Genomic DNA, 18,798 nt, shown 5'->3' with positions numbered 1-18,798 from the left:
AAGGGCTATCCGGCGCGCCGCAGCGGGGGCAAGCGGCGCGTCTCCGGGCTCGCCATGCTCACGTAGAGCGCGCGCAGCGTCTCGGGATCCACGTCGTGGAACGAGAGCCCGAGGCAGAGCCCGTCGGAGTCGGCGCGCCTCCGCCCGTGCACGACGCGGGTCACCGTGGCCAGCACGTCGGCCCAGTGCTCTCGGTTCGACGGCCGGAGCGACAAGATCACCTCTTCGCCCGTGAGCACCGGCCTGTCCGCGCGCACCATGGCGCCGAACGGCGAGAGGTCGAGCGTCAGGGACGAGACGACCCGAAAGTCGCGCTCGCGGACCACCTCGCCGTAGGGGATGTGGACGCGGCGGCGGTATCCACGGCGGCGCGGGGGATGCACGATCTTGGTCATCGTCGGCTCCTTTCGAGTTCGCGACGAAGCTTAAGAAGGCGCGGCGCGCGCGGGCAAATTGCCGGCTCTTCAGGCGGACGAGATCGTGTCGACCCGTAGCACCACGTGCCCCTCGGCGCGGGAGCCCTCGAGGTCGACCTTGCCTCGCACGACGTACCCGGTCGGCCCCTCGTCGCCGACGAGCCCCTGCTCGAAGTCCCAGGTGTCCTCGCGCTTGTGCAAGACGAGGTGCTTCGGGCTGCGCGCCTCCGCGTCCTCTCGGATGGTGCCGAAGAGCTCGCGCACCTCGGCGACCGTCCGGTCGAGCGTGGGCTCGTCGAGGTCGGCGTTCCGCGCGAGGTCCTTCGCGGTCGCGAGGTCGTACCTCGCGAGGGCGCGCACGATCGCGAACGTCGCGTTGCGCACGAGGGCCGTGAACCCCGCGACGTCGCGCGTGATGTCGACGGGCCCCTCGTGGGCGCGTGAGGCGGCCTCGAGGGCGTTCTCGTCGCGGCGGGCGAGCGCCTCGAAGTATGCGGGATCACGCATCTTTTCCCACTCGTCGATCAGGCTCGAGTCGGCCTGGCGCACCATGCCGCCCACGTAGGCGATGGCGTCGAGAATGGCCTCCGTCTTCAGGTTCTCGGGCACGGACTGGACGAGCGTCTTGTACACCTCGGAGAGGTACCGAAGCAGGAGCCCCTCGGCGCGCTCGAGCCCGTACTCCTTCACGTACTCGTTGAACGAGAGCACCTGCTCGATCATGTCGCGCGCGATCGATTTGGGCTTCACGTTGAGGCCCTCGACCCACGGATGCAGGGCGCGGAACGCGTTGAAGGTCGCGTAAGAGACCTCACGCAGGGGCACCTCGAGCTCGACCTTCTCGAGCTCCTCGATGCGCTCCTCGAACGGGACGCCCGCCATCTTCATCTCGGCCATCTTCTTCTCTTTGGCCTTGTCGAGCTGCCGCATGACGATGAGGTCCGGCGTCTCGCAGATGGACTCGACGAGCGTGACCACGTCGAGCGCGTACGTCGGGCTGTCCTCGGGGAGACGAGGCAGCGTCTCGAGGAGGTAGAGCGCGAGCGGTTGGTTCAGGGCGAAGTCGAGCTGGAGATCCTCGGCGAGCCTCGGCACGCTCCCGCCGCCCGGGAGCGGCTCCCGCACGAGCACTTGGGCGTCGAGCAGCGACGTGTAGAGCGCGGCGGCGTGGCGGCCGATGCGCCGCTTCTCGGGGAGGCGCTCGTGCGACCTTCGGACGAGCCGGGCCATGGCCATGCACCCGCCGCCCTCGCGGGTGAGCACGTCGAGGAGCATGCCGTGGCTCACGGCGAAGCGAGACACGAGGGGCTCCGGGGTGCCAGCGACGAGCCTCTCGAACGTATTCTTGTCCCAGTGGACGAAGCCCTTCTCGGGCGGCTTTCGGCGCACGAGCTTCCGGAGCTTCTTCGGATCACCCGCGGCCTTCGCCTCCATGCGAAGGTTCTCGATGACGTGCTCGGGCGCCTGCGCCACGACGAGCCCCTCGGTGTCGAACCCGCGCCGCCCGGCGCGCCCGGCGATTTGTTTGAAGTCGCGCACCGTCAAAATGGCCGTCTTTTCGCCGTCGAACTTGCAGAGCTTCGTGAAGACCACGGTGCGAATGGGCACGTTCACGCCGACGCCGAGCGTGTCCGTTCCCGAGATGATCTTGAGCAGGCCGCGCTGGGCGAGCTTCTCGACGAGCAGGCGGTACTTCGGGAGGAGCCCCGCATGGTGGAGGCCCACGCCGTGGCGGACGAACCGCTGCACGTCTTTCCCGAAGGGGCTGTCGAAGCGCGTCCCGAGCGAGGCCTCGGCGATCTTCTTTTTCTCTTCTTTCGTGCAGAAATCGACGCTCATCAGGTTCTGCGCCTCTTCCGCCGCGCCTCGCTGCGTGAAGCTCACGAGGTAGATGGGCGCTTTGTCGGCGTCGACGAGCTTCTGGAGCGTCTCGTGGAGGGGCGTGTCGCGGTACTCGAAGTGGAGCGGCACGGGGCGCTCGTCGGAGCGCACGGTCACGCATTTTTCGCCCGTGCGGTACTCGAGGTCCTTCTCGAAGAAGCTCGTGTCGCCGAGCGTGGCCGACATGAGCAAAAACCGCACGTGCCGGAGCTCGAGCAGCGGGACCTGCCACGCGACGCCGCGCTCCTTGTCGGAGTAGTAGTGGAACTCGTCCATCACGACGTGGCCGAGGTCGGCGTTCTCGCCCTCGCGGAGGGCCATGCTCGCCAGGATCTCGGCGGTCGCGCAGAGGATCGGCGCGTCCGGGTTGATCGTCGCGTCGCCGGTGAGGAGCCCCACGTTGTCTTTCCCGAAGTCGCGGGAGAGGGCGAAGAACTTCTCGTTCGCGAGGGCCTTGATCGGCGCCGTGTAGATCGACCGCTCGCCGCGCGCGAGCGACAAAAAGTGGGCGAAGAGCGCCACGAGGCTCTTGCCCGAGCCTGTCGGTGTCGCGAGGATCACGTGCCGGTCCGAGAGCAGCTCCAAGATGGCCTCTTCTTGGGCCGGATAGAGCGTGAGCCCCGTCGACGCGACGTACCCGACGAACGCGTCGAGCACGTCGTCGGTGGTCTTTCCGGCCGCGAGGTCCGGGACGAGATCGAAGAGGGTCATACGGAGGCGTCCTTTCGGTTCATTCGGAGCGAGACGAGCCGCGCGGCGGCCTCGCGGGGGCGGGCGCCCTTGGTCGCGAGCTCGCCCTCGCACGCGGGGGAGCCACGGAGAAGCTCTCGGCACGTCGCGGGGCGTACGTCGTAGACCGAGCACACGAAGCGCGGTCCTTCACGGTCCACCTCGACGCGAAGCGCGGCGCAGTGGCCGTCCTCGATGCGGAGGTAGGCACGCACGCCATCGAACGTGACGAGCGTGTCGGCGTGGTCGCCGAGGCGCGCGTGGTCCGCGCCCGTCACGGGGACGTACGTCGGGAGGGTCGAGAAGCAGCACGCCCCGCACCTGAGGCAAGGCTCGCCACCGTCCTCGATCGGGACAGGCGGGGTCGAATCCACGCGACGTGCTCTATCACCTTCTCTCGATGGCGGGCCTCGTCCTTGAAAACGCAAGTAATCTCAATGGTTTGACGAAATTGATGAAAACGACTTTCACTTAGCCTTTCGATAGGCTACATCCCATGAAGCTCGCTCGACCCACCCCTGCTTCGAGGCTTCATGCGCAAGGTCACTCTTCTCTTCGGCTCCGCCCTCGTCCTCGTCACGTTCGCCGCCGGCGCCCTCTCGGCGTGTGGCAGCGACGACCCTGCCGCCACCCCGGACGGCGGCACCACGCCCTCGTCCACGACGACCACGACCACCCAGCCGACTGGCACGACACCCGCACCCGACGCCGCCACGCCCGACGCCGCCACTCCCGACGCGGCCGACGCGAGCGCTCCGTCGGCGCCCATCGTGGCCGAGTCCGCCCAGCGCCTCCCGGGCGCGCTGAACCCGTACGGGCTCGCGTTCGGCTCCGACGGGCACCTCTACGTCTCGGGTGCGACCCTTGTCGGCGGGGATCGCCAGCTCGCCGTGTGGCGCCTCGACAAGGCGACGAACAAGCTCGACACGACCTTCGGCACGAACGGCGTCGTCACCGTCCCGATCAACGGCGACGAGACCTCGTACGGCCTCGTCGAGCTCAAGGACGGGAGCTTCGTCGTGCACGCCGTGTCGAACAACAAAGTGTGGCTCGCGAAGCTCGTGAAGACGGGCGCGGCGTTCGCCTTCGACACGCCGAAGGCCCTCGTGTTCGGCTGGCAAGACGCCGAATTTCCCGAGTGGCCCGTCGCCGGCGCGACGCCCGCGTACACCTCATGGGGCCTCGCGCTCGACAAATCGCAGGCCAACATCGAGAAGATCGTCGTCTTCGCCGCTGGCGCGCCGCCCAAGGTCGCCGCCGGCAACACGCAACGCACGGAGGCCGACCGGTGGATCGCCCGTGTGCTCGCGACCGACTTCACGAACGACCCTGGGTTCAACACCGGGAAGCCCTTCTGGGCCGACGGTGACGGAAAGAACCTCGCCGACGACGCGCGTCGAGGGCTCGTCGAGGCGGACGGCTCCATCGTGAGCGCGGGCTACGCGAACTTCACGACGGCCGGCGGCGTCAGCGTCGTGCTGCTCCGCCTCAAGCCCGACGGTACGCCCGACACGACCTTTGGCTTCGGCAGCACCTCGCCCGGGCAGACCAAGTTCAACCCCTTCGCGAGCGTGCAAGGCGCCTCCGAGGCGTACGCCGTCGTGAAGCAGTCGAACGGCCGCTACGTGACGACCGGCTACGGAAAGTCGGCGTTCGACACGGCCACCGTGGCCAACGACCTGCTCACGTTCGGCGTCAAACCCGACGGCCTCGATCCGACGTACGGCCGCCTCGGCGCGTGGGCCGTCCAGAGCGAGACGAGCGGCGCCGCTGGCCTCGGCGCGCAGCCCTACCGCGACAACGGCCGCGATCTGGCCGTCCTCCCGGACGACCGCACGGTCCAGGTGGGCTGCTATGACGATCAGGCCGCCGTCGTCGTGTTCGACAAGAACGGCAAGCTCGACAAGTCCTTTGCCGGGACCGGGATTCTTCAGTATCCCCACGCCGCCCCGTTCTTCAAAGTGGCGGTCTCCCCCGACGGCAAGCGCGTCGCGGCGAGCTCGCAGAGCGTCACGGATGCGTCGCTCGTCGTCACGCTCAAGGTAGGCAACTGACTCACATGGGCGCCGCGGGGCAGGAAAGACCATGAAGCTTCAGAGGTTTTCTCGCTCGTTCCTCGCCCTCGGCGGCGCCGTGCTCCCCGCGGTCCTCGCGTTCGCGTGCCACACCACGGAGGAGCCGCGCCCCGGCGTCGCCAAGAAGGGCACGGCGTCCACGGCGGACCCTTTGCCCCCACCGTTCGACGCGGGGGTCGTGCCCGACGCGGCGGGCCTGCCCGAGGGGCCCTACGCGTGCGGCGCGCCGCCCGTCTCCACGGCACCCTTCACCAAGGCGGCGCTGCTCGGCGCGACGGCCGACTGCGCGGCGTACCACCTGTGCCGCTTCGCGAACGCGGCGCACGTCCTCCGCACGACGGTCGACGCCGAGGCCAAAGACGGCACGAAGGAGTCGCGTGCGCTCGCGCAGCTCGCGTGGCAACGCGCGATGGACGAGTGGTCTCACTCTGCGCTCTTCCAGTTCGGCCCCGTGGCCGACAAGGCGACCGACAAGTACCACGGCCGAAGCCTCCGAACGCTCGTGCACGCGTGGCCGGACACGAGCCGGTGCCAGGTCGAGACCCAGGTCGTGCTGAAGGGCTACCAAGGCGGTTTCGACCTTGTTTTCCCGAGCTCGCGTGGGCTCTTCGCGCTCGAGTACCTGCTCTATTACCCCGGCACCGACACGGCGTGCTCGGCCTCGTCGCAGGCTGGCGGCGCGTGGGCTTCGCTCGTCGGCGACGCGCAGACCAAGGCGAAGCGCGACTACGCCGTGGCGGCCGCCGGGGACCTCGTCGCCCAGGCCGACACCCTCCGCAAAGTGTGGGCCCCCGACGGCGAGAACTTCAAGGCGAAGCTCCTCGCGTTCGACGGGTACGGAAACGAACAAGAGGCGCTCAACGTCGTCGCGTGGTCGATGTTCTACGTCGAGCAAGAGGTGAAGGACCTCAAGCTCGGGAGCTACGCCGGTTTCCAGACGGCCCCGCCCAACCCCGAGACGGCCTTCGCACGCGTCGACATCGAGAACATTCGCACGAACCTCCGCGCGTTCCGCGAGCTTTACGCCGGTTGCGGCGCCGCGGGGGAGGGCCTCGGCTTCGACGATTGGCTCGTCGCGAGCGGCAACGGCGCGCTCGCCAAAGAGCTCCTCGATCTCTACACGCAGGCGCAGGCGGCGGCCGACGCGTTCCCGCCGTTCTACCAAGCGAGCCCGCAGCAGTTCGCGGACCTCTACCTCAAGATCCGACCGCTCGCGAACCTCCTCAAAACCCAGCTCTTCGGCTCGGGCAGCCCCCTCAACCTCAAGCTCCCAGCGAGCGCCGCCAGTGACACCGATTGACGTCTCCTCGGCCGAGCTCCCCTCGAGGTCTCCGGCGATCGGCCCGACCGCGTGGCTCGCTCGGTTCGAGCGCCTCATGCTCGCGCCCGTCGACGGCGCGTGGCTCGCGGTCTACCGCATCGCGTTCGGTCTCGCGCTCGGCGTGTCGATGCAGCGCTTCCTCGCGTACGGCTGGGTCGACACGCTGCTCGTGTCCCCGCGGTACAAGTTCCACTACTGGGGATTTTCGTGGGTCCCGTGCCTCGCGCGCGGCGAGATGCACGCCCTCTTCTGGGCGCTGTTCGCCCTCGGCCTGTGCGTTGCTGCCGGCTTCCTCTTTCGTGTGACGGCGCCGCTCTTCGCGCTCGGCCTCACGTACATCCAGCTCGTCGACGTCTCGACGTACCTGAACCACTACTACCTCGCCGGTCTGCTCGCGTGGCTCTTCGCCCTGTCGCCCGCCGCGCGCGTGTGGTCGGTCGACGCGTGGCTCGCGCGTAAAGTGCCGTTTCTACGTAGGTTTTCGCCCGAGGGGCCGCACGTCGCGTTTGCGTGGCACGCGCTCTTCCGTTGCCAGATCGGCCTCGTGTACGTGTTCGCGTCGCTCGCCAAGGCGCAGAGCGACTGGCTCGTTCACGGACAGCCGCTCGGCATGTGGCTCGGCGCGAGCACGAGCCTCCCCGTCGTCGGCAAGCTCTTCACGCTCCCTCACGTGCCGCTCGTCATGAGCTGGTGTGGCTTCCTCTTCGACGCCACCATCGTGCTCTGGCTGTCCATGGCGCGGACGCGCAAGCTCGCCTACCTCGTGGTCATCGGGTTCCACGTGATGACCCGCGCCCTCTTCGACATCGGCATGTTCCCGATCATCATGACGTGCTCGGCCCTCGTGTTCTTCCCGGCGAGCTGGCCTCGTGACGTGGCCGATCGCGTGCGCACGTGGCTCGGGAGGGTGGCGCCGCTTCGCCCGGAGGTCCCGTCCGGCGCGCCTCGAACGAGCACCTTCCGGCGCATCGCGCTCGGCCTCGGCGTGCTCTACGTCGTCTTCCAGGTGACCATGCCGCTCCGCACCTTCCTCTACGGAGGCAACGTGCTCTGGCACGAGCAGGGCATGCGCTATTCATGGCGCGTGATGGTCCGCGCGAAGGGCGGCGCGACCACCTTCTTCGTGAAGGAGAAGGCCACGGGGAAGGTGTGGCTCGTGAGCCCTCGCCAGTACCTCACCGCCTACCAAGAGAACGAGATGTCCGGTCAGCCCGATCTGATCCTAGAGCTCGCGCACACGATCGGCGAAGACTACGCCGCGCGCTTCGGACCGGTCGAGGTCCGCGCCGAGTCTACGGTGTCGCTCAACGGGCGTCGTGGCGCGCCCCTCGTCGATCCCGACGTCGATCTCCTCACCGTGCACGACGGCATCGCGCCCGCCTCGTGGATCCTCCCGAGCCCCGGCGGGGCCCCACCTCCGACACGTCCGGTCCTCTGAGCCGCCCCTGATGAGAACTCTGCTCTCCCGCCGTACCGGCCTTCGCCCCGCGCTCGTCGCCACCTTCGTCGTCGCAGGCCTCGTTCGAGGCGCCGACGCACACGCCCAGGGCGCAGGCGAGCCACCCCCGAGCGACGCGCCGCCCGCCGCGCCCCCCGCGTCGACCGACGCCAACCCTCCCGCGCCGCCCCCTCCGAGCGACACGAGCGCACCCGCTGCGCCCGCGGAGGCCCCGCAGCAGTCCCCCGCGCCCGCGCCCGCGGAGGCGCCTCCCGCCGCTCCGGCGCCCGCCGAGCCGAAGCCCAAGCGCCCCGCCATCGAGGACGTGGTCATCTCCGGGAACCCGCTCGCGAGGAGCGCCGGCTCCGTCCAGGTGATGCGCAAGCAGCAGCTCGAGCGCTTCTCGTACGACGATCCCACGAGCGTCTTGATGCAGGTGCCCGGCGTCTACATGCGCGGCGAGGACGGCGTCGGCCTCCGGCCCAACATCGGCATCCGCGGAGGCAACCCGGACCGAAGCAAGAAGCTCACGCTCATGGAGGACGGCGTCCTCTTCGGGCCCGCGCCGTACTCTGCGCCAGCGGCGTACTATTTTCCCCTCATGGCGCGCATGACGCAAGTCCGCGTCGTCAAAGGGCCTTCGGCGATCGCGTACGGCCCGCAGACCGTCGGCGGGGCCATCGATCTGCTCACGCGCCAAATCCCGCTCAAGACCTCGGCGATGGTCGATCTCGCGCTCGGCGAGTACGGCTACGGCAAGGCCCACGCGTTCGTCGGCACGACGATGGGCCAGTGGGGCTTCCTCGTCGAGGGCGTGCGTCTCCAGAACACGGGCTTCGCGAACCTCCCGAGCGGCGCGGACACGGGCTCCACGCGCAACGACTGGATGGTGAAGGCGAGCTACGTCGTCGATCCGAACGCCGCGACGAAGCACCGCTTCCTCATGAAGCTCTCGTACGGCGACGAGACCTCGAACGAGACGTACCTCGGCCAGAGCGACGCCGACTTCCGCGTGGACCCGTACCGCAGGTACGCGGCGAGCCAGCTCGACCAGATGAAGAACCACAGGACCGGCGTCGTGCTCACGCACACGATGGAAGGTCCCGAGACGGCGTACACCCTCAAGACCACGCTCTACCGGTTCGACTACACGCGCACCTGGAACAAGCTCAATCGGCTCGGGCGCGCCTCCGCGTCGGACGTGCTCGCGTCGCCGAACGACCCGGCGAACGCAGGGTATTTCGCGGTGCTCCGGGGGGACATCGACTCGAGCGGCACCGGCGCCGACACGCTCTACGTCGGGCCGAACAAACGTTGGTTCGTGAGCCAGGGCATCCAGAGCGTGCTCACGACGGAGGCCAAGACCGGCCCCATCGCGCACGCCATCGAAGCGGGAGCGCGCCTCCACTACGACGACATCCACCGCGTGCACACGGAGCAGGGTTACCTGATGCAAAGTGGCGTGCTCGTGCCGGCGGGGGAGGCCGAGCTCACGACCACACGGAACTTCGCGCAGACGCACGCGCTCGCGCTCCACGTGTCGGACGCCATGACCTACCGTGGGCTCACGGTCACGCCCGGGCTCCGCGCCGAGTTCATCGCGTCGCGCGCCGAGGACTACCTCTCGAACGTGTCGCAGAACGGCTTCACGGGCGCGTTCTTGCCGGGCGTCGGGGCCTACTACGCGCTCACGAAGGAGCTCGGCGTGCTCGGCGGCGCGTACCGAGGCTTCAGCCCGCCGCCGCCGGGCAGCTCGCGCGAGGTGCGCCCCGAGTACAGCGTCAACTACGAGGCCGGGGCCCGCTACACGCGCGGCCGAGCGCGCGCCGAGGTCGTCGGATTCTTTAACGATTACCAGAATTTGACCAACATCTGCACCCAGTCCGGGGGCTGCGTCGACGCGAACCTCGACCGCCAGTTCGACGCGGGCACCGCGCGCGTCTACGGGCTCGAGACGTCGGCCGGCGTCGAGCTCCCCGCGGGGCCGGTGAAGGTCCCGGCGACCACCGCGTACACGCTCACGTACGGCGAGTTCCAGAGCGACTTCACCTCGCAAGATCCCATTTACGGGACGGTGCGCGCGGGCGACAAGATCCCCTACATCCCGCGGCATCAGTTCAACCTCGCGCTCGGCATCGAGCACAGGCTCGCCGGCGTCAACACGTCGGTGAACTACGTCGCCAAGATGCGCGAGGTCGCCGGGAGCGCCCCCATCGACGAGACCATCGCGACCGACGAGCAAGTCTGGATGGACGTGGGCGGCTACTTCCAGCCGCTCAAGTGGCTCAAAATCTACGCGAACGTGAGGAACCTCACGGGCGCGGAGAACATCGTCGGAAGGCGCCCCTACGGCGCTCGCGTGAACGCGCCGCGCTGGGTGCAGGTGGGCGTGAAGGCCACGTTCTAAGGTCCGCTGCCGCGTGCGCGAGCCTCAGCCCGGCATGGCCGCGAGGGCCGCGCGCAGCTCCTGACGGAAGACCCGCGCGTCGGCTTGGCGATCGTTGCGCTCGCGCGCGAGCCCCTTCATGATCACGGCCTCGAGCGCCGCGTCGATCGAAGGCAGGTGCTTCCGGATCGGGACGGGCACGTCCATGAGCTTCTTCGCGAAGAGCTGCGTGAGGCCCACGGCGTCGTGCGGGAGCTCGCCCGAGAGCGCCTCGTAGAGCATCGTCGCCAGCGCGTAGAGATCGGAGCGCGCGTCGAGCTTCTCGCCGACGATCTGCTCGGGCGACATGTACGCCGGCGAGCCGCAGAGCGTGCCGCCCATCGTGATGTCGGTGTTCTCGGGGTCCGGGTCCCGCAGCTTGGCGAGCCCGAAGTCGCATACCTTCACGAGATCACAAGGTTTTCCGTCTTCGTCGCGGTGGGGGACGAGCACCACGTTCTCGGGCTTCACGTCTCTGTGGATGACGCCCTCGTCGTGCGCGAACGCGAGCGCGCTGCACGTCTGGATGCCGATCTCGATGACCTTCTTCGGCGCGAGCTTCTGGCCGTTCTCGCCGAGGAGCACCTCGAGGCTCTTGCCGACGAGCAGCTCCATGACGAGGTAGAGGAGGCCGTCGGGCTCTTGCCCGAAGTCGATGACGCGCGCGATGTTCTGGTGCTCGAGCTTGCTCAGCGTGTGCGCCTCGGCCTTGAACCGCTTCACGAACTGGATGAAGCCGGCGTTCTCTTGGTGGAGGACCTTCACGGCGACGGGGCGCTTGAGGCTCGAGTGCTGCGCCCGGAAGACCTCGGCCGTGGCACCTCGCCCGATCGAGCTCTCGATCTTGTATTTGCCTGCGATCGTGCGCCCGAGCACACGATGACCGCCGTGGCTCGTGGCGGGCTGCGGGCTCGCCTTCGGGGGCTCGTTCGGCGCCGCGGGCTCGGGGCGAAGGGCGGCGCTTCCCCCTCGCGACGGGCCGGTCTTCGCGGGCTCGGGGGCCTTCGCCTCGGGCCGAGGGTCGCGCCGGAGCTTTTCGGTCGGAGGCTCGGCGGTCCTGCGCGCGTCGGGGGGCTCCTCGCGCGGGATGGGGACGAGACGTGGGCGCTGCGGCGCGGGCTCCGGCGCCCTCGGCGGGGACACGCGCGCCGGAGCGGGCGCAGGCATGGGGACCATGATGGTCCGCTCGACCGTGGAGCTCGGCGGCATCATCGTGTCCGCGAGAGAGTCCGTCTCGGGGCCGACGGCCAGCACGAGGAGCGGCGAGTACGTCGGCTCCTTCGGGGGTGCGGCGGCGGGAGCCGGTGCCTTCGCCGCGGGCGCCGCAGGGGCTTGCATGAGGGTCGGCGCGTCGTCCTCGTCGTACGCGTCGGCGTCCGCGTCGTCGACCTCGACCTCGACCTCGACCTCGATGCCCGCGCTCGAAGGCGGCGTGGACTTCTCGCTCTCGACGGGCAAAGGCTCGGCCCGGGTCTGCGCGTCCTCGATGAACGGGATGCGTGACTCGAGCGTCGAGCCCTGCGGGGGTTTTCGAGGCGGGCGCGCGTGCTCGAGCTGCTCCACGAGCGCGAGGAGAGACGCCATCTGCCCGCGGTCGGCGACCGCGAGCGTGAGCGGTTGCCCCTCCGGTGCTGCGGGGCCGGCCGTCTCGGCGAAGAGCCGCACGCTTCGCCCGTCGCCGAGCTTCACGTCGAGCCAGTGCGGTCCCGGTCGCCCTGCCGCCTGCGTGAGCTGGACGAAGGCCCTCTCTTGGCGGAGCGCGAGCGCGATGAGGCGCGCGGCTTCGCCGTCGTCGGAGACCTTCGCGACGAGCACGGGGTAGCTCACGAGCACGCTCCTCGTGGGTGCGCGACCACAGCGAGGCCCGTCGCCCACGTTGCTCGGTTCGGTCGAAAGCCGACTGCCGTTCGGATCGGTGCCATGAGAGAGCCCAGCTTCGTTAGACTACACGCTTCGGTCCGGCCGAGAACCCCGCCATCGCTCCGTTCGGCATTCAGTGGCCCAAGGCGCCTTGGGCCGCCCATTCGCCGAAACGTTCGCCGATCATCAATGTGGGGAGATTGGTGTTCACGGAGGGAATCGTCGGCATGATGCTGGCGTCGGCCACCGTGAGGCCCGAAATGCCCGAAAATCGCCCCCGCGAGTCGACGGCCGCGTCGGGGCTGCCCTCCGGGCCCATCGGCACGGTCCCGGACGGGTGGTACCCCGAGTCGTTGAGTCGCTCGACGTAGCGGTCGAGCTCGGCGTCGCTCGCGAGCACCTTGGGGCGCGGCCAGAGCGGCGTCGCAAGCTTCCGCATGGCCGGCGTCGCGGCGAGGTCTCGCAGGAGCTTCGCGCACTGCACCGCCTTCTTCCGATCTCCGGGATGCTGGAGCAGGTTCGAGGTGATGACCGGCGCTACCTCGGGCCGCGCGCTCGTGAACCGAATCGTCCCGTGGCCCTCGGGCTTCCCGATGTGAGCCATGAGGGTGACGACGGGCACGTGCACGAAGGGCGTCGGCATGCCCGAGCCCCCTTGGAGCTGGAGGTCGCCGGGCCGGAGGCTCCCCTCGCTCGTCACCCTCAGCATCACCTGGATGATGGGATCGTCCTTGCTCACGAAGCGCGACGTGGGCCAGAAAAAAAGAGCGATTCCGGGATGATCCAAGAGGCGCCGGGCCACGGCGGGGACGTGCGCGAGGGGCTCGACACCGATCGCGCGGACGTCGTCCTCGTGGCCGATGCCCGAGCGGAGCAAGATGCCGGGGGTGCTCACCGCGCCTCCCGAGAGGACCACGTGATCGGCGTGGAGGTCGTGCACGCGCCCGTGCGTCGACACCTCGACCCCGCGCGCGCGCTTCCCGTCGAAGAGCACGCGGCGCACCGTGGTGCTCGGCACGATGCGCAGGTTCGAGCGCGCGCGGACCTCGGGGGTGAGGTAGGCCTCGGCCACGCTGATCCGCCGCCCCTCGATTTTGTTCATGGGCTGCGGCCCCACGCCGAGCGGCTCCGGGGCGTTGTGATCGTCGCACCGGGCGTGGCCGAGGTGGGTGGCGGCCTCGATGAGGGCCACGTTCCAAGGCAAGAGCTCGCGCTCGGGGTGGCGGCGGATGGGCAGGGGCCCCGAGCTTCCGTGGTAGGGCCGAGCGCCGAAGTCGAGGTCGTTCTCCATGCGCAAGAACGCCGGGAGGCACGCCTCGTACGACCAGTCGCGGAGGCCGAGCTCGGCCCACTCGTCGTACTCCCAGGCCTGCCCGCGCAGCGCGATGCACGTGTTCACCGCGGAGCTCCCGCCGACGACCTTTCCTCGCGGGTAGAGGAAGGGGAGGGAATGCGGGTTCGGTTTGTGGCGGAAGCCCCAGTCGTGCTTGCGCATCGAGTTGGTCTTGCCGTTGGCGAGATCGTCGGGGAGCCCACCGACGTAGTCGGGCCCGGCCTCGACGAGCACCACCTCGAGCTTCGGATTTTCGCTCGCGCGCGCCGCGATCACCGCGCCCGACGTGCCCGCCCCGACCACGAGGAGCCTCACGGGCGAACCTCGTGGATCACGCCGAGACGCCCGTTCCGATGGGGCAAGAGACGCCCGTCCCGCCGAGCCCGCAGTACCCGCCCGGGTTCTTGGCGAGGTACTGCTGGTGGTAGTCTTCGGCGTAGTAAAACGGTGGAGCGTCGACGATCTCGGTCGTGATGGGGCCGAGGCCGGCTCGGGTGAGGGCCTCCTGGTAGGCGTCGCGCGAGACCTCGGCCTCGCGGCGCTGCCCTTCGGAGACCACGTAGATCCCCGAGCGGTATTGGGTCCCGACGTCGTTCCCTTGGCGCATGCCCTGGGTCGGGTCGTGGCCCTCCCAGAACGCCGCGAGCAGGGCCGAATACGGGATCGACTTCGGGTCGAACACGACCTTCACGACCTCGTTGTGGCCGGTGAGACCGCTGCACACCTCGCGGTACGTCGGGTTCTTGGTGAAGCCTCCCGCGTACCCGACCATGGTCGCGTAGACGCCGTCGAGCTTCCAAAAGAGCTTCTCGGCGCCCCAGAAACAGCCGAGCCCGAAGACGGCCTCCTCGAGGCCCGCCGGGAAGGGCGGCACGATGCGGTTTCCCGAGACGAAGTGGAGCTCGGGCACGGGCATCGGCGTGTCGGTCCCGACGATGGCCTCTTCGCGCGTGGGCATGCGCGGCGCACGACCGAAAAATCCCATGCCGAGACTATCGGACACACGCCGCGTTCGGGCAAGCGCGACCGTGGCTCACGGGCCCTCGGGCACCTGCCTCGCGCGCTTCACGTCGACGAACGCGCGCACCCTCGAGGCGACCTCGCGCACCTCGTAGTAGGCGCCCTTCCTGTACCTTCGAGCGTCGGCGACGACCCCCTGCGACTCGAGCCCCAAGGCGTGGGCCAAGTAGAGCGCTCGCGGCAGGTGAAAGGCCTGGGTCACCACGACCACGCGGTTCATGCGGTAGGTGCCCTTGGCCCGCGCCATCGAGCTGTACGTGTCGAGCCCGCGCCCGTCTTGGACGAGCGCGTCCTTCGGCACTCCGTGCAAAACGAGCCACGCGGCCATCGCCCCGGGCTCGTCGTACCCGGGCTCCGCGTGATCGCCCGTGAGGAGCACGGTCCGCGCGACGCCGCGGCGGTAGAGCCGGAGGGCCGCCTCGAGTCGATCGCGGAGCACGTCGCTCGGGCGGCCGTCGGGGAAGACCTTGGCGCCGAGCACGAGGATCGCGTCGGCGTGACGGACGTCGTCCTCGGGCGTGATGCGCGTGACCCCGTCGCGGTAGACGAACGCGCTCGGCACGGCCGTCCCGAGGGTGAGCGTGGTGAGGAGCGCTCCGATCGCGAGCCGGATCCGCTTCGATCTCGAGAGGTTCGCGAGGCGTGCCACCACGGTCCACATGGTATCGCGTGGTGGGGCGAGGTGCGAGCGAGGGGGAGCCCTCTCAGAAGGCGAGGCGGTACCCCAGATCGAACGACGCCCCGGTGAGGGGCTCGGACGACGTGTCCGAGGCCACGGCGGCCATGCCGCGGAGCGAGCCCTCGAGGTACGCGAAGCCGGGGCCGGCCGCGGCTTGGCCGCCCAGGGTGAGCCGGCCTCCGAGGGCGGTCCCGGTCGCCGTCGTTCGGAGGAGCCCCTTCGCGAACGACGCTCGTTGGAGAGCAAGCTCGGGCGCGGCCGCGACGTAGGGGGAGAGCGTGCGGCTCGGGAAGAGGCGCAGCGCCACCGGGAAACCGAGGACGACGTTGGTGTGCGACGAGACGTCCCCCGGGGGCGCGCCGTCGAAGCTCGGCGCGTCGATCGGGGCCGCGTCGAAGCGCGCGATCGTCACGCTCGGACCGAGCGCCACTCCGAACGTCCGGGAGAGGGGCGTGCGGTAGGCCGTCGCGAGCGTGAGCTGTCGGCCTCCGTGGCCCGAGAAGAGCTCCCCGAGGCCGAAGCCCGCGCCGATCTCGAAGCCCCGGGGGCGGATGCCGTCGTCGTCGCGGCGTGGGGCGCGGGGCACCGCTTCGGCCTCGCGGGTCGGGGAGGCGTGGAGCACCGGCGACTCGGTGACCCTCGTGCCCTTCTGCACGCGGAGCACGAACGGGCGCGCGGTGCTCGGGTACGCGAGGTGCACGACGAGGCGCGTGCCTTCGCGATCGACCCGCGTGACGGTCACGCCGTTCGTCGCGGTCACCTCGACCCCTTCGGCAGAGGCAGGTGCACCCGACGGCTCGGCGAGGTCGATCGTGACGCGCCCTTCCCCGTCGCGCCCGCCTCGTTCGGCCGCGCCCACGCGGCGCGCGAGGGGCTTCGTCACGGCGGGGAGCGTGAGCGTCCCCGGGGACTTCGCGACCTCGGCGCCGCGCGCCTTCGGGTCGCGCGCGTCGAGCTGGCACACGACGCCGTGAGGGCGCGTCCCGTCGACCTCGGTCGTGCCGGCGGAGCCGTCGATCGTGCAGACCACGTCGGAGGGGGTGACCGCGAGCCGCGCGAGCCCGGGGGTCGTCTCCGAGAGCGCGACGCTCGCGACCACCACCTTGGCGATGGGCCCCACGGGGCTCTCGAACTTGTCGTCGTCGATCGACGATACCCTAAGAAAATAGGCTCCGACGGGCAGGTTCTGCGCGTCGAGCTCGGTCACCTTGGAGGGGACCACCGTGTCGCTCACGAGGTCGTCCATGGACGGATCTCGCGCGACGCGGACGCGGAACGAGGCGGCCTTGGGCTTGCCCGCGAGCCCCGAGTCCGCGTACCGCGCGACGACGCGCGCCTTGCCCGCCGCGTCGGCGAAGACGACCTCGGGGGGCGCCGAGGCCCACACCGGAGCGGCGGGGAGGGGGCGCGGGGGCGTGGGTGGCTTGCCGCTCTCGGCCTTCGAGCCGAACCCCTTCGCCACGGTGACCGTCGACAAGGCCGCCGCGAACGCCGCGCTCCCACCGTGGACGGCGAGGCGCGTGGTCTTCTGCGCGTCGACGCCCACCACGGCGTCTCCGCTCGACATCGTGACCTTCGCCCCACCGCCGGTCTCGACCGTGAGGGGGCGTTTGCCCGAGAGCTCGCCGAGGCGTGCCTGGAGCGCACCCGAGACCAGCGTCGCGTCGGCCGGTTGTTTCTTCGCGGCGCCCTGCACGTCTCCCAAGATGATGACGAGGCTCTCCTCGCCGATGCGAATCTGGGTCTCGTCGCGGAACGTGACGTTCGCGGACGACGCGTTCGCCGTGCTCACGCGGTTCGTCCGAAAGAGAGGATCGTTGAGCTCGGCCGACTTGGTCGCCGCGGCCTGAACGGTCACCTTGTTGCGCACGAAGGTGACGCGTGCGTCGGGCGAGGTGCCGAGCTGGCTCTTCGGCGGCAGGTGGAGCACGGTGCCGGGCTTGAGCACGTGGGGGACCGGGCCCATCCACGGGTTCGCCTCGTGAATGAGCTCGACGGCGCGCCGGTCCCCGTAGGCCTTCATGGCGACGCTCACGCAGTCGTCGCCGGCTTTCGTGGTGTAGTCGCTGTTCGCCGACTGCGCGAAGGCGCTCGACGGGGCCAGAGCGACGAGGGCAAGGAGGAGGGCGGAGTTAAGGATTCTCATGTGTTTCTCATGGGTTAGCGGCCTCGCCGGACGAGCCGCCTGACCTTCTTCACGATCTCGTCGTCCGTCGCCGAAGAGAGCGCGACGTCGCTCGCCCCCGCGCGGACCAGGGTCGCCGTTTCGGCGGCGCTCGCCGCGTCGACGGCGAGCACGGGCACGCGCGCGAACGCGCCTCCACGGGTCGAGGCGATCTTGGACTCGGCCGAGGCGTCGTGGCTGCTCGCCACGACGAGGGCCTTCGCGGACGCGGCGGAGCCGTCGGCGGGGGCGCCCTCCGACGCGTGGATCTCGGCACGGAGGCCGTGCACCGCGAGCGCCGTGCGCAGCGCGGACGCCCGGGCCGCGTCGGCCCAGACGACCACGGTCTCGGAGGAGGTCGCGGTCACGCCGTCGCCCGAGGACTCCGCGGCACGCGTGACGCCGGTGATGGCGCGATCGCTGCGCGAGAGCGCCGCGTTCCGTGTTCGCTCTTCGGCGGCGCGGTCCTCGAACGAGGCGACGTCGGTGCCCTTGGCGATCGCGGCGAGCTCTTCTCGAAAGGCGCGCGCCGAGGGGCGATCTTCGGGGCGCTTGGCCAACGTTCGCCGCACGAGCGCCTCGAGGCCGCGCGAGACGTCGGGCTTCGTCCCGGTCTCTCTCATCGACGGAGCCTCGACGAACATGTGCTGCACCATGAGCCCCGTCACCTCGACGGCGTCGAACGGCAGGCTGCCCGTGAGCGCCTCGAACAGCATGACCCCGGCCGAGTACACGTCCGAAGGCGCGGAGACCTCGGCGCCCTTGCACTGCTCCGGAGACATGTACTGGGGCGTGCCGCGGATCGTGCCGGTCTCGGTCAACCGCTGCCCGGCGCTGCCTCCGTCGTCGAGGTAGGCGATCCCGAAATCGAGAACCTTGACGCGGTCTTGGCGGTCCTTCCCGGTCACGAGCATCACGTTCTCGGGCTTGAGATCGCGGTGCACGATGCCCTCGTCGTGGGCGGCCTCGAGCACGGCGAGCAGCTCGTCGAACACTCCGAACGTGCGGAGGCGCCCGAGCACCTGACCCTTCTCGCCGACGAGGTCGGAGAGGGGCGTGCCGTTCACGAGCTCCATGACCATGAAGAGGTCGCCGGAGTCCTCGCCGAAATCGAGGACGCTGACGATGCCGGGGTGACGGAGCTTCGCGAGGATGACGGCCTCGCGGCGGAACCGGGCGCGAAACTCGGGCTTCGCGGTCCACTCGGCCTTCAAGAACTTCACGGCGACGGCCTCACCGAGCGTGGTGTGCGTGCCCCGGTAGACGACGCCCATGCCACCCTCGCCGAGCACGGCGTCGAGGCGGTACCTCCCGGCCACGACGTGCCCTAGGCGAGGGTCGGGGAGCTCGTGCCCGCAGATCGCGCACTTGCGCGGGTCTTCGAGCGGCGTGCCGCAGGAGGGGCAGGGCGGGCCTTCGTGGCCCATCGACGACGGGAAGCTCAACGCGGACCTCGG

The 18,798-nt window shown here is 69.8% G+C and carries 13 protein-coding genes; 4 read left to right on the top strand and 9 right to left on the bottom strand.

Going from position 1 to position 18,798, the window contains the following annotated elements:
* Positions 1-5 precede the first annotated feature (5 nt).
* The 3 genes from IPK71_26430 to IPK71_26420 form a co-directional block, all read right to left on the bottom strand.
* Positions 6-395: a PilZ domain-containing protein gene (locus IPK71_26430; GenBank protein MBK8217278.1), complete on the bottom strand. Its 390-nt coding sequence runs from the start codon at positions 393-395 to the stop codon at positions 6-8.
* Positions 396-464: 69 nt separating this feature from the next.
* Entirely contained in the window at positions 465-3,008 is a 2,544-nt protein-coding gene (locus tag IPK71_26425) for a DUF3516 domain-containing protein (protein MBK8217277.1), read from the bottom strand.
* Entirely contained in the window at positions 3,005-3,400 is a 396-nt protein-coding gene (locus IPK71_26420) for a YkgJ family cysteine cluster protein (protein ID MBK8217276.1), read from the bottom strand. The genes IPK71_26425 and IPK71_26420 overlap by 4 nt, the downstream gene beginning before the upstream one ends.
* Positions 3,401-3,559: 159 nt before the next feature.
* On the opposite strand from IPK71_26420, the gene IPK71_26415 reads away from it, so the two are divergent.
* From IPK71_26415 to IPK71_26400, 4 genes are all read left to right on the top strand, one after another.
* Entirely contained in the window at positions 3,560-5,080 is a 1,521-nt protein-coding gene (locus tag IPK71_26415; GenBank protein MBK8217275.1) for a hypothetical protein, read from the top strand.
* A 31-nt stretch (positions 5,081-5,111) separates the two neighbouring features.
* A complete protein-coding gene (locus tag IPK71_26410) occupies positions 5,112-6,401 on the top strand; it encodes an imelysin family protein (protein ID MBK8217274.1) in 1,290 nt (429 codons plus the stop codon).
* A 76-nt stretch (positions 6,402-6,477) separates the two neighbouring features.
* Positions 6,478-7,860, top strand: coding sequence for an HTTM domain-containing protein (locus tag IPK71_26405; protein ID MBK8217273.1), 1,383 nt, complete (start codon positions 6,478-6,480; stop codon positions 7,858-7,860).
* A 376-nt stretch (positions 7,861-8,236) separates the two neighbouring features.
* Positions 8,237-10,267, top strand: coding sequence for a TonB-dependent receptor (locus IPK71_26400; protein MBK8217272.1), 2,031 nt, complete (start codon positions 8,237-8,239; stop codon positions 10,265-10,267).
* A 24-nt stretch (positions 10,268-10,291) separates the two neighbouring features.
* On the opposite strand, the gene IPK71_26395 is transcribed toward IPK71_26400, so the two are convergent.
* From IPK71_26395 to IPK71_26370, 6 genes are all read right to left on the bottom strand, one after another.
* Complete coding sequence (locus tag IPK71_26395) at positions 10,292-12,112, bottom strand: protein kinase (protein MBK8217271.1); 1,821 nt, start codon at positions 12,110-12,112, stop codon at positions 10,292-10,294.
* A gap of 166 nt (positions 12,113-12,278) precedes the next feature.
* Entirely contained in the window at positions 12,279-13,781 is a 1,503-nt protein-coding gene (locus tag IPK71_26390) for a GMC family oxidoreductase N-terminal domain-containing protein (protein MBK8217270.1), read from the bottom strand.
* Positions 13,782-13,809: 28 nt separating this feature from the next.
* Entirely contained in the window at positions 13,810-14,463 is a 654-nt protein-coding gene (gene msrA / locus IPK71_26385) for a peptide-methionine (S)-S-oxide reductase MsrA (protein ID MBK8217269.1), read from the bottom strand.
* Positions 14,464-14,511: 48 nt separating this feature from the next.
* Positions 14,512-15,150, bottom strand: coding sequence for a YdcF family protein (locus IPK71_26380; GenBank protein MBK8217268.1), 639 nt, complete (start codon positions 15,148-15,150; stop codon positions 14,512-14,514).
* 52 nt (positions 15,151-15,202) lie between these two features.
* Positions 15,203-17,323, bottom strand: a complete 2,121-nt coding sequence (locus tag IPK71_26375; protein MBK8217267.1) for a FecR domain-containing protein — start codon at positions 17,321-17,323, stop codon at positions 15,203-15,205.
* Positions 17,324-17,337: 14 nt separating this feature from the next.
* Positions 17,338-18,786 (bottom strand): protein kinase, encoded by a 1,449-nt coding sequence (locus IPK71_26370; GenBank protein ID MBK8217266.1) that lies wholly within the window; start codon positions 18,784-18,786, stop codon positions 17,338-17,340.
* Between the last annotated feature and the right edge of the window lie 12 nt (positions 18,787-18,798).

This window comes from Myxococcales bacterium (assembly GCA_016712525.1).
In the GTDB taxonomy this organism is placed as follows: domain Bacteria; phylum Myxococcota_A; class Polyangia; order Polyangiales; family Polyangiaceae; genus JAAFHV01.
This window is presented reverse-complemented; position numbering and strand designations above follow the sequence as displayed.